An 11,998-nucleotide genomic window follows, 5' to 3' on the forward strand; every position below is an offset into this window, starting at 1 on the left:
ATTATGTGCGGTATTGCCGGAGTATTCCAACTAGATAGTCGTCGCGATCCTGTCATTGATCAAGATCTGCTTGCCAAAATGACACGCGAACAATCACACCGTGGCCCAGACGATGAAGGTTTCTTCGTCGCTCCGAATATCGGCTTAGCCCACCGCAGACTTTCTGTCATTGATTTGGCCGGTGGCCACCAGCCGATCTTCAGCCAAGACGGCAATATTGTCACCGTATTCAATGGTGAAATATACAACTACCGAGAACTACGCACTGAACTGCAAGAGCAGTATGGCTTTCGCTTTGTCACCTCATCCGATACCGAAGTCATCGTTTATGCATGGCTTGCCTGGGGTGAGTCATGCGTGGAGCGCTTTAGAGGCATGTTCACCTTTGCCGTATGGGACAAGCTCAAAAAGACCTTATTCATTGCCCGTGATCGCCTAGGTATCAAGCCTTTGTTCTATACCCAATTGAGTAACGGTCAATTGTATTTTGCGTCTGAGCTTAAAGTCATTTTGGCGCACCCAGAACTTGATAAAGAAATTCGCCCTAGCGCTATCGAAGACTTTTTTGGTCTTGGTTATATTCCAGAGCCCGACACTATTTTCAAAAACGTGCACAAATTGCCTGCAGGACACACCATGTTCTTGCAAGCCGATAAGCGCCCTCGCATAAGCCAGTATTGGGACGTGCCAAGCTCCGATCCTGAACTGAGCGAAAAAGAAGCACAAGAAGAAATCATGGAGCGCATCAAAGAAGCCGTTCAAATTAGAATGGTTGCAGATGTGCCACTTGGGTCATTCCTGTCGGGAGGCGTAGACTCCAGTGCAGTCGTTGCGATGATGGCGCAAAGTCAGGATGCGCCAATTACAACGTGCTCAATTGGCTTTGATTCACCTGAATTCAACGAAACAGAATTTGCTCAGCAAGTCGCAGATCGCTATAAAACCGACCACCATGTGCAAGTGGTCGACTCAAACGACTTCTCGATCATCGATCGGCTAATCGACTTGTACGACGAACCCTATGGCGATATTTCAGCTCTCCCCACTTATCGCGTGTGTGAACTTGCTCGTAAACACGTCACTGTGGCTTTGTCTGGCGATGGTGGTGATGAAATTTTTGCGGGTTATCGACGCCATAAATTTCATATGGCAGAAGAAAAGCTACGCTCGAAAATGCCATATAGCTTTCGCAAAGCCGTATTTGGACCGCTCGGCAAACTCTATCCAAAAGCCGATTGGGCACCGCAAATATTCCGCGCAAAAACCACGTTTCAGTCGTTAGCCATGGACAGCGCATCCGCGTATTGCCATAGCGTGTCGAAAATATCAGACGCTAACCGCAGTAAGCTGTACTCACAATCATTGAAAAACAAATTAAATGGTCACCACATGAGCTCGCATTTCACGAAGTATGCTGAGCAAGCGCCCACCGATGACCCGTTGAAAATGGTGCAGTACTTAGATCTCAAAACGTGGTTGGTCGATGACATTCTCACAAAAGTTGACCGCGCAAGCATGGCGCACGCATTAGAAGTTAGGGTACCGCTGCTAGACCATAAATTGATTGAATGGGCATGGCGCATTCCCTCATCGATGAACTTAAAAGACGGCGAAGGCAAAGCCTTGTTCAAAAAGCAGCTTGAACCTCACGTACCTCACGACACTTTGTATCGTAAGAAAATGGGCTTTAGTGTGCCGGTTTCTAAATGGTTTAGAAATGAATTAAAGGGCGAACTAAGTAAGCGCCTACTATCCGAAAGAATGCTCGATAGCGGTCACTTCCAAGCCGACACCATTAAAAAAGCCATTGCCGACCACCAATCAGGAGTCGCCAATAACGAAACCATGCTTTGGCAACTTTACATGTTTGAAGGTTTCCTTCGTCAGAAGGCAGATTAATCATGAAAGTCTTGGTCGTCAGCTCACTCTATCCGAACAACGCTAATTTAAAACATGGCATCTTTGTGCATCACCGCATGAAACAACTCCGGGCACACTATCCCGAGATTGAGATTAAAGTCATTGCACCTGTACCATGGTTTCCAATCGCATCTGATACGTTTGGCGAGTACGGCCGCTTTGCCAAAGCAGCTGCATTTGAAGTCATTGACGGAATCGAGGTCTATCATCCTCGATATTTGGTGGTACCTAAGGTAGGAATGCAGCTGACGCCTTTAAGCTTTGCCCGCGCCATACGAACCACTGCTGAACAAATCAAAGCAGACGGTTTTGATTTTGAAATGATCGACGGCCACTACTACTACCCCGACGGCGTTGCTCTCGAACGCGCGTGCCGCACACTTAAAGTACCTTTTAACGTGACAGCCCGTGGCACTGATATCAATTTCATTCCAGAGCAGTCTCCCGCTGCACGTCAAAAAATCGAACTCGTATTGCAAAAAACCACTCATAATCTGGCGGTTTGCAAAGCGCTGATGGACACCATGCAAGACGACTTAGGTGCGCCAAAACACAATGCTGTGGTGGCTCGCAATGGCGTTGATTTAGAGCTATTTGCCTACGCCGATGAGAATCAGCAAACAGCGCAGCAACAAAAGTTGGGGCTCAAATCTAGCAAGATGATTTTGTCGGTAGGTCACCTCGTTGAGCGCAAGGGGCATCACCTGATTGTTGACGCCATGCAACACATTGACGATTGTGAGCTTTGGATTTTAGGGGCAGGCGAAATGAGAAATTCGCTTGAACAACAAATCAAAAAGCTAGGCTTGGAGCACAAAGTCAAGTTACTGGGTGAAATGACCCAACCTGAGATGATTCAATACTATCAATCGGCTGATTGCTTGGTACTAGCCTCAAGCCGAGAAGGTTGGGCCAACGTATTGCTCGAAGCAATGGCCTGCGGCACACCGGTGGTCGCCACCAATATTTGGGGAACGCCCGAGGTTTTACCCGAGTCCGATCAACAATATTTAGCGCCTCGCTCAAGCGACGCCCTTGGCCACGCCATTCAACAACGTCTCAGTGCTCCGTCTAATCGCGCTTATTATCGTCAACACGCTGAAAAATTTTCATGGCAAGCAACCGTAGACTTGCTCAAAGGCGTGTTCGAGAACACCATTGCCAGCGGCAAAAAAACTGTTTCTTAATGGATTAACTATGACAACGCCCAACATTCTTAGCGCTCAGTCGCTCAGCCTAGGTCGAAACGACTGGTTTGCCCTGCTCGGACTTGCATTGCTCTGCATTGTGCTCCGCTCAACCTATGCGCTAGGCTTTGCCGGTTCAGACGATGCCGTCATCATCACCAATGCGATTCGACTTTTGAATGAAGGCATGTATCTTCCTACGGGCCACTACAATGCGCGGTTTGGCATGATTATGCCTATCGCTGGCGTCTTTTCCGTATTTGGCATTGGCTTACAACAAATATCGCTTCTACCCATTGCGCTATCCGTGGGTATTACCACCGTGTGTTATCTCACCGCTCGCAGAATAGGACTAAGTCTCTCATTCGCCCTATTTGCCGCAGCAATGACCACCCTAATGCCGGTGTTTGTTCAATACGGAGCCAGTAACTACCCAGAAATTTACTTTGCTTTTTGGGTGGCCGTATCTTTCTTTATTTTAGTCTGCGCCATTCATAACAAAGACCGTAATAGCCTTTCCCCCCTAATCTTGGGCTTGTTGTTTATGAGCTTGTTTTTTGCCTATATGGTGAAAATTGAAGCTGTGTTTATTTGTTTTGGTTATGCCTTTGCGTTCGCCTTATTGAAACGCTGGAAAGACATGGCCTGGGTGTTGTTATTCGTACTGTTGTTCTTCCTATACGAAGACATATTGGTGTACTACTCAGAAACGGGTAAGTTCTTTAACCGCGCCGATATGGTCACCGCCAAATCAACTAAAATGGCGGTCAATAAAGCCTACGGTCATGCCGAGTTATGGACATATCTGAAGGCGATGTTTGTCACCTTCTATAACTTTGGCCTGTATTTCTACTTTGTTGTTGCGGCAGTGATTGGCTTGCTGCTGCAAAAGAAAAAATTGCCTGCTGTGATTATCATCGCATTGGTGTCTTCGGCTATTTTTTATGGGTGGCTACAGTTTGGTACAAGTCCCAAAGGGCTGATTAAATTCCTCACCACCGGCAAGCTCAACAACAAATCTCAACTGGCGCGTTACTTAATCATGATTGCGCCATTTTGCTCTATTTTTGTGGCGTACTTTCTAGCTCAAATCAGCTACAGCAGTAAGTTCAAACAATATTTTCCGCAAGCCATACTCGTACTTTCGATGGTGGCGTTTTTACCACTGAACGATATTGGCAACGAAGTGGGACTCACATACCAGCAAGCGGTTAAGAAACTCTCTGACCAACCCGATATCAAAGTGGTGTATACCGATAGAGCCACGTACACCTACCTTCGCTCTGTACAGCAGTTTGGTGAACTGGAACACCTCAGTGTACAACCCATCGTGCATCACAATATGCAGTCGGGCCGCTCCAAGGTGAATCCCGATTTCATATGGGCAGGTGGCTACGCGCTCATCCACAAAAACCGATACCTTTATCACAACCGCCGTTACAAGGTTCAGTATCCTACGCTTGAAAGTATGGCCATCAATGGCGACAAGCAAATACTGGTGGCCAACCCTGCATCATCGATCAGCTACGGTATTCTCAATACCATTAAACAAGTTGTGATACTGCTAGGGCTTGAGCAAAATTATATTGGGCAAAAAGTAGTGCATACCGCCGATGAAGCACTCGACCCCGAAGATATGTTGTTAATTGATGTGAACCGCGAACATACCGACCGCCTCACGTACCTCGACGCAACACCCGCAGAATGAACAAGGACCCTGTAAGCATGAACGCATTGAAGATTCTCTACCACCATCGTATTGCCTCTAAAGATGGGCAATACGTGCATATTGAAGAGATCATCAATTCTCTCACCAAGCAGGGGCATGACATTGTTATGGTCGCACCGGAAGTTGCTGAAGGCTCTGACTTCGGTAGTAGTGGCGGTTGGGTCGACGATTTAAAAGCCAAGTTACCCGGTTTTGTATACGAGCTACTCGAATTCGCATATGCGTTTTACGACTTTTTCAAACTCGCAGCCGCCATTATCAAACACAAGCCCGACGTTATTTACGAACGCTATAACCTGTTCTTGCCGTCTGGCATTTGGGCCAGCAAATTGTTCAAAGTGCCACTGATTTTGGAAGTAAACGCACCCTTATATCAAGAGCGTAAGAAATTCAACGGCATCAGTCTCGATGCATTGGCTAAATGGACGCAACAATACTGTTGGAACCAAGCCGACATCACGTTGCCGGTGACCAACGTACTGGCCGACAGTCTCCGCGAAGTGAATGTTCCCGAACACAGAATTGATGTGATAGCCAACGGTATCAATTTAGACTCCTTTGGCGAAGTCACAGCGGCCCCTAATCTGCCCATCAACTTAGCAGGCAAGCTGGTCATTGGGTTTGTTGGGTTTTGCCGCGAGTGGCATGGTCTAGATCGCGTGTTGGACACAATGGCAGCCATGAACAACCCGAATTTAGTATTCATTGTGATTGGCGATGGTCCCGCCATCGAGCCGTTAAAACAACAAGCTCAAGCTTTGGGGCTGTCGGATCAAATGCATGCAACAGGCTTGGTATCACGTGCTGATATGCCCAAATACCTCAATACCATCGAAATTGCCTTGCAGCCCGATGTAGTCGCGTACGCTTCACCTTTAAAAATGATTGAGTATCTAGCTATGGGAAAAGTTATTCTTGCTCCCAACTCGCCCAATATTAAAGAACTGCTGACGCATGAAGACAATGCATTGCTGTTTGATATAGAAACGCCAGCATCATTCGGTGAAGGACTCGCCAAGTTATGCGAGGACGCCACACTGCGCGAACAACTCGCAATCCGAGCAGCCGAGACCATTACTGAGAAAAAGCTCACATGGGATTCAAACGCTGAACGCATTGTTGCGCATGCAAAGAGGTTGTATGAGCAGTAAGCTTGGCCGCTCAACGAAATGGACCACCATTTCAACAATTATCAATTCGGGGCTCGTGTTACTTCAGCTTTCAATCCTGACGCGTTTTTTTGAATCTGAAATTTTTGGCCAATTTGCCGTCATTAACCTCTTCGTAGAGATTTTTACCGCATTTGCCACGGGTGGTATTTCGAGTTACCTCATTTACCGCAAAGACCTCACAGCCGAGCAGAGAAGCACTGTATTTTGGCTAGCCGCTTTATTTGGTGTTGGCTGCTTTTTGCTATTCAATCTTTTGAGCCCTGTGCTACTGAAATTGTACGGTTACCCCGAGCTTGGTCAACCACTGCTCATCATGAGTATACTATTCATTACATCTGCAATTTCGTCACAGTACCAAGCTATTGCATTAAAGAATTTTGAACATGCTGTGCTCGCAAAGCTCGAAATTGCTTGCCGCATCATTGCCTTCAGCGTCGCTATGATGACCATTAAGCTCGGCTTGTATTGTCTCGTAGTATCGGCTTTAACTTATTCTCTGCTGCGCTTTCTGGGATGCTTAATACTATTCAGTAGAAAAGCTAACTTTACCGCGACGTGGGACGGCACCATTGGCAAAGACGCCGCACGCTATGGTGTATATGCCGTTGGCGGACAAATGATGAACATTACTCGTCGTCAACTCGACAGCATCATTTTAGCAGGCACCTTATCGATTTCTGATTTTGGAATCTACCACGTCATCAAACAGTTAGCTTCTCGTCCAGCGAAATCAATTCAGCCGATCATCAATCGCATTGCGCTGCCTGCATTAGGACATGTGCGAGATTCGATTCAGCAGTCGAAAGCCATGTATGAGGGATTTTTCCTGCTACTTTCAGCAACACTAGCAGTTGTATATATACCTCTAATTATCGCTGCAGAGCCGATTGTTTCGGTGGTATATGGCGACAAGTATGTCGATCACCACATGATTCTATCTTTGCTCGCAACATTCTGGTTAATTCGAGTTGCTGGAGCCACACTCATTGGCCCTGTCACTCAGTCATCTGGCCGCACCAAGTACGGTTTTGTATGGAACGCCTGCCTACTGCCTTTAAGTGCAGTGGTCATGACAATTTCATCTCAATACGGAATTTTTACGGTGTGCGTTAGCTTAATAGCGCTTCAAGCAATACTATTTCCACTTTCTCAAGTGATGCTTGTCCGTCGCATTATTCCAGTTTCAGTCACACGACTAATTGCGTCTTTAGTCGTTCCTTGCGTCGTGCTAAGCGCTGTTGCATTGCTCGCGTTATGGCTGTTGCCAACTCACATTGGGTTTCAAGCTACGGGCTTGGCGATTATCTGGATTGGCATATTAGGCATTGCTCTAAAAACATCAAACCCTATTACTCAAACCGCGAACTCACTAAAAAACGCGATCCAATGAACGGAGTCATTCCATGATCAGTCACAAACACAAGTGCGTATTTGTTCACATTCCTAAAACCGCAGGACAAAGTGTTGAACATGTATTTTTAGAGCAAAACGGACTGACGTGGGAAGGCCGCGCACCCCTGTTGCTTAGACCCAATGACGATTTGAGCAAAGGGCCTGAGAGACTCGCACATTTATATGCTGATGAGTACGTAAAGTTTGATTACATGGAGCAAGACGCATTTGACCAATACTACAAGTTCGCCTTTGTTAGAAATCCTTTTGATCGCCTCGTATCGGAATACAGATACCGTAACTTAGATTCACAATACAATTTCAAAGATTTTGTATTGAAGCACTTACCTGCAGGTGAAATGACCAATGACTTTAGGCATATTGTTCCACAGTCACGTTATGTATATGACTCAGAAGGAAACTGTCTTGTTGATTTTGTGGGTAAGTTTGAAAGCATTCAAAGTGATTTCTCAAAGGTATGTAGTGCGCTTAACTTACCTTCATTAGAGTTGCCTCATAACAATAAATCCAAAGCCAAACAAAAATCTATTTGGCTGCAAGTAAAAAGCAGTTTGGGCATGCAACAGAAGGCAAAAAAAATAAGCTATCAAGAATTTTACGATAGTGAGTTGCAAGAGTTGGTCAGCACAATGTATCAAGACGACTTGAAGCATTTCGACTACTCTTTCTAAGGTATTGCACATGCGAGTCATACACCACACAGCGAAGTATTTACCGCCTTCTCAAACCTTTATCTTCGATTTAACCGAATATTTAGATAAGCGTTTAGATGAGTCATTGATCGTAACTCACGGTCTAATGGGCAACGCGGATAAAACAAATATTCCAATAAAACAGGTATCGCTGACAGGTCTCCCCGTATGGCGCAGAAAAATTCAAAATTACATCAGTAAGTTGCGCGGCAGAGCCCCTAACTTGCATTTTGGCCATTGGCTCAAAACAATCTCCGAACGTAAACCAGACGTCGTACATTGCCATTTCGGTAATTCAGCATACTTCCATCAAAAGTTCCTAGATGCGCATAACCTATCAATTCCAACGCTGGTTTCTTTCCATGGTTACGATGTCTTCTTAGCGAATAAAATAGCACCCGACTACATCACAACAATTCAAACCCTCGCCAAAGCAAAGACGTTGTTTACCTGCCCTAGTAATTATTTGGCCCGACATGCTATCAAAGTGTTTTCTTTACCTGAATCTCAAGTCCGAGTGGTTCCCAATGGATTTAACCCCGAATTATTTCAACTACGCACAAACAAGGCTCTGGACTCAAATCAAATTGTCATCACTCACGTAGGTCGATTTGAAAACTGGAAAGGCCAAGAAGACTTAATCCGAGCAATCAGCGAGCTTGATAAAGTCGGAGTCAGTAATGTGTACTTGCAACTCATTGGAGATGGTGAGGCATTTAATTCAATGAAAAATCTCGCTCAAGAATTACAAATTTCTGATCGGGTTCGATTCTTAGGTCTTGTCTCACATCAAAAGGTAGCATCAACACTGCGCAAAACCGATTTATATGTACACCCTTCCTCAACGGGGAAGAATGGGCAAGCCGAAACGTTTGGAGTTGCTATTTTGGAGGCTATCGCAATTGGTCTTCCGGTCATCATGACAAACGCCGGAGGTATGAAAGAAATCATTCCTTCACCGCACCCCCAATTTGCTCAAGTTGTCCAAGAAAAATCTCCAAAGGCCTTAGCAGAATCGATTCAACAATGGCTACACCATCAGGAAGATTACTCTGAACAAGATTTCATGGCATTTCGTGACACCGTCTTAGGTTTGAATAATATGGAACGAACGGGTCAGTTGATTCAAAAACTATATAACGAAGTGAGCCAGTAAAAGTATGTTTGGAACCTACAGAACTCTTCTCGCATTGATGGTAGTCGCTCTTCACTTGGGCGGATTTAAAGTGATGGGCGGTTACGCTGTTTTTGGCTTTTACATGCTCAGCGGTTACTTGATGACATTGATCATGCAAGAGTCATACGGCTACTCAATCCAAGGGGTTCGCAAATACGCAGCCAACCGGTTTTTAAGGATCTTTCCTAGTTATTGGTTTTCCGTCGCTCTGTCTATCGCTTTGATCGCTATTGTGGGTAACGAGTTCAGCACGAATTACCTAAAATCTCTTGATATGCCAGGCAATGCAGCCGATTGGTTTAGAAATATCTTTTTGTTTTTCCCTTTTCAAGAGGCACCAAGGCTCACGCCGCCAGCATGGGCTCTAACAGTTGAAATATTCTTTTATATTTTGATTGGTCTAGGCTTGTCTCGCTCTAAGCGAATCGTTTATGCCTGGTTCGTACTGAGCCTTATTTATCACGTGATCGCATATGTGAACAATTGGTCATGGGAGCATCGCTACTTTTCAATTTTTGCGGCTTCATTGCCATTCTCAGCCGGTGCACTTATTTATCATACCAAGCGCAAATTCAGCTCCATTGACCTTTTTAAACCGCTATTCAAGGCAACATATGCTCCTCATTTGATTTTCACCGGTATCTTGGTGAACTGGCTATTGGGCTTTCTAATGAACGACCAAAAGGGGCTATTTTTTGGTACGAATTTCTGGCTCTGTTTTCTGATGCTCCTGTCATTAGTGGACAGAAAATCAATCAAAGGCATCCGTCCGAAGATCGATAAAGTCATGGGAGACTTTAGTTACCCGATTTACTTAACTCATTACCAAGTTGGGCTTGCTGTAGTTTACATAGCATCACAATTCGATATTCTTCTCGCTCGGCCGAGTATAGAGCTAATGGCCATTTCGCTTATTCCGCTATGTTTTGTAAGCCTATTCTTAATCTACGGTATTGATCATCCTGTAGAAAAAGTGCGGCGCTATATCAAAAGCAGGAAATCAACTGTCAATTAGGCTCTTCAGTTGAGCTTTTCTGTTTTACCGCTGAATGGATAGACAAATTGTTGCCAAAGAAGTTTGTATAACGGCTTTTCGGATTTGCTTTCACACGGGAAATTGGGATCTGGGATGCCGGTCGTCGGATAAACATCATAATTACGACACTGAGTACCAAATAGGTGATCCCAAACACTGAGCGACACTCCAAAATTCATATCATAGTATTCTTTTTCTCCCGAATGATGCACGCGATGACTTTGAGGAGTCACAAATACGTACTTCAGGGGTCCTAAGTTCGTTTTGATATTGGAGTGGACTAAGCGATCATGCAATTCATGAAATGCCAAGTACCCTAAGGCAATACCTAAGCCGTTTTCAAAAAATAGTGTTGGAATGATTTTAATAGTCCGAGCCACCACTTGATCAATAGGGTGAACACGCGTGGTCGTCAATGGATTCATATAGGTTTGCGAGTGATGAATTTTGTGAAACTCCCAAAATGCTCGCACTTTATGTCGAATAAGATGATGCAGCCACCCCATAAAATCAGCCGCCAAGAAGCCCAACACGATGGCAATCCAACCGCTCAAACCGATCTCCAAAGATGCAAACCAAACACCCAAAGGATGAAACACTTTCTGTAACCCGTACCAATAGATCGGAATCAAAATACACATGTTTGCGACCCAAACTAAGGTCCAGCACAGATCCATTTTCATGTGACGTCCAAAAAGCTCTCCCTTCTGCACAGGAATAATTTTTTGGACCAAAAACACGATCGCAAATGCCGCGTATAGCTGCCAACTTCCAAACGTATTGGTCCAGAAATATTTGATGAACAAGCGAGATTCTCGCTCAACGAGTTGCTGTCCAAGCCCCTCATTAATCACCTTATAAATAATCGCTCCGATAGCGAACACAACAAACAAGCTAGCAATACCAAAAATCCACTTGATTGGCGTACGTGAAAAACTAGCCGTTGCCATATTAGCCCTCCATCGCGTAATCAAAAATCTCAAAGTCCAATTGGTAAAGGGTCTGAATTCGTTGAATAACTTCAGGCGAAATTGTTTCCTTTGACTTATCCGCTTTGCCTTTATTCACGTGAGGCACACCCTGTGAAAGCTTGAGTCGCTTTTGAATCACTTCAAAATCGCCACTGAGACGCTCAAACTTCCCAATGTAATCCACCATGATGTTTAAGTTTTCATCACACAAAAAAGCAAATTGAGGCCGTAACAACAAATGGCTATGAAGCATTTGTGGTGTTAAATACTGAATTACAAACAATTCAAATGTTGGATATTGGTCGTTGAGAGTTTTGGCTATTTGAGCATCTGTTGTGCCATTTCCGCCAGTCAGTAAGTATTGAAAGGCAGAATAAAGCCGCGATACCGGATGCCGAACAAAAGCGAATTTATACGATGCTTCAAACGCCTTTCGATCTGCTCTTAGAAAGTCGATTGCTGTGCAATGATCCCGTCGAATTTGTTGCCCAGGCTTGCTTAAGGCAGTTAAAACGCTAGTTCCCGCTGCTTTAGGTACATGCACAAATATGCATGAGTGCTGCGTCATATAACGGCGATAGGGAAACAAATCTCCATGGTTGAGCATCCACCTGCGCAGCTTCCATTTTACGGTTCCCAACATCAACATAATTCAGTCTCAAATCTCAAGTGAGTCATTTTGCCTTTCACTTGGTGTTCTC

10 protein-coding genes are annotated in these 11,998 nt (G+C 44.9%); 8 read left to right on the forward strand and 2 right to left on the reverse strand.

All coding sequences use genetic code 11. The features are described 5' to 3' along the window. The first annotated feature begins 3 nt into the window (after positions 1-3). From NAF29_RS17665 to NAF29_RS17700, 8 genes are read left to right on the forward strand one after another with little or no spacing between them, the layout of a single operon-like run. The gene (locus NAF29_RS17665; protein ID WP_251262956.1) at positions 4-1,899 is read left to right on the forward strand and encodes an XrtA/PEP-CTERM system amidotransferase; all 1,896 of its coding nucleotides are present in this window, start codon (positions 4-6) and stop codon (positions 1,897-1,899) included. 2 nt (positions 1,900-1,901) lie between these two features. Next, on the forward strand, positions 1,902-3,107 hold the full coding sequence (locus NAF29_RS17670; protein ID WP_251262957.1) for a glycosyltransferase: 1,206 nt from the start codon (positions 1,902-1,904) through the stop codon (positions 3,105-3,107). Positions 3,108-3,117: 10 nt separating this feature from the next. After that, positions 3,118-4,815, forward strand: coding sequence for a phospholipid carrier-dependent glycosyltransferase (locus NAF29_RS17675; protein WP_251262958.1), 1,698 nt, complete (start codon positions 3,118-3,120; stop codon positions 4,813-4,815). Between the two features lie 17 nt (positions 4,816-4,832). Then, complete coding sequence (locus NAF29_RS17680; protein ID WP_251262959.1) at positions 4,833-5,987, forward strand: glycosyltransferase family 4 protein; 1,155 nt, start codon at positions 4,833-4,835, stop codon at positions 5,985-5,987. Next, on the forward strand, positions 5,977-7,398 hold the full coding sequence (locus NAF29_RS17685) for an oligosaccharide flippase family protein (RefSeq protein WP_251262960.1): 1,422 nt from the start codon (positions 5,977-5,979) through the stop codon (positions 7,396-7,398). Before NAF29_RS17680 ends, NAF29_RS17685 begins: the two co-directional genes overlap by 11 nt. 13 nt (positions 7,399-7,411) lie before the next feature. Next, positions 7,412-8,092 (forward strand): sulfotransferase family 2 domain-containing protein, encoded by a 681-nt coding sequence (locus NAF29_RS17690; RefSeq protein ID WP_251262961.1) that lies wholly within the window; start codon positions 7,412-7,414, stop codon positions 8,090-8,092. Positions 8,093-8,102: 10 nt separating this feature from the next. Further along, positions 8,103-9,269, forward strand: a complete 1,167-nt coding sequence (locus NAF29_RS17695) for a glycosyltransferase family 4 protein (protein ID WP_251262962.1) — start codon at positions 8,103-8,105, stop codon at positions 9,267-9,269. A gap of 4 nt (positions 9,270-9,273) precedes the next feature. Beyond that, on the forward strand, positions 9,274-10,305 hold the full coding sequence (locus NAF29_RS17700; protein ID WP_251262963.1) for an acyltransferase family protein: 1,032 nt from the start codon (positions 9,274-9,276) through the stop codon (positions 10,303-10,305). Between the two features lie 5 nt (positions 10,306-10,310). On the opposite strand, the gene NAF29_RS17705 is transcribed toward NAF29_RS17700, so the two are convergent. Together NAF29_RS17705 and NAF29_RS17710 are read right to left on the reverse strand one after the other, a co-directional pair. Further along, positions 10,311-11,276 (reverse strand): sterol desaturase family protein, encoded by a 966-nt coding sequence (locus NAF29_RS17705; protein WP_251262964.1) that lies wholly within the window; start codon positions 11,274-11,276, stop codon positions 10,311-10,313. Position 11,277: 1 nt separating this feature from the next. Further along, positions 11,278-11,904, reverse strand: coding sequence for a sulfotransferase family 2 domain-containing protein (locus NAF29_RS17710; RefSeq protein ID WP_251262965.1), 627 nt, complete (start codon positions 11,902-11,904; stop codon positions 11,278-11,280). Positions 11,905-11,998 lie beyond the last annotated feature (94 nt).

Origin of the sequence: Echinimonas agarilytica, from assembly GCF_023703465.1 — a bacterium.
GTDB lineage: Bacteria > Pseudomonadota > Gammaproteobacteria > Enterobacterales > Neiellaceae > Echinimonas > Echinimonas agarilytica.

Bases quoted from the DNA above. Each gene is read 5' to 3' on its own strand.
- NAF29_RS17700 (WP_251262963.1), top strand. From the start codon at position 9,274: ATGTTTGGAACCTACAGAACTCTTCTCGCATTGATGGTAGTCGCTCTT.
- NAF29_RS17690 (WP_251262961.1), top strand. From the start codon at position 7,412: ATGATCAGTCACAAACACAAGTGCGTATTTGTTCACATTCCTAAAACC.
- NAF29_RS17685 (WP_251262960.1), top strand. From the start codon at position 5,977: ATGAGCAGTAAGCTTGGCCGCTCAACGAAATGGACCACCATTTCAACA.
- NAF29_RS17695 (WP_251262962.1), top strand. From the start codon at position 8,103: ATGCGAGTCATACACCACACAGCGAAGTATTTACCGCCTTCTCAAACC.
- NAF29_RS17675 (WP_251262958.1), top strand. From the start codon at position 3,118: ATGACAACGCCCAACATTCTTAGCGCTCAGTCGCTCAGCCTAGGTCGA.
- NAF29_RS17670 (WP_251262957.1), top strand. From the start codon at position 1,902: ATGAAAGTCTTGGTCGTCAGCTCACTCTATCCGAACAACGCTAATTTA.
- NAF29_RS17710 (WP_251262965.1), bottom strand. From the start codon at position 11,904: ATGCTCAACCATGGAGATTTGTTTCCCTATCGCCGTTATATGACGCAG.
- NAF29_RS17680 (WP_251262959.1), top strand. From the start codon at position 4,833: ATGAACGCATTGAAGATTCTCTACCACCATCGTATTGCCTCTAAAGAT.
- NAF29_RS17705 (WP_251262964.1), bottom strand. From the start codon at position 11,276: ATGGCAACGGCTAGTTTTTCACGTACGCCAATCAAGTGGATTTTTGGT.
- NAF29_RS17665 (WP_251262956.1), top strand. From the start codon at position 4: ATGTGCGGTATTGCCGGAGTATTCCAACTAGATAGTCGTCGCGATCCT.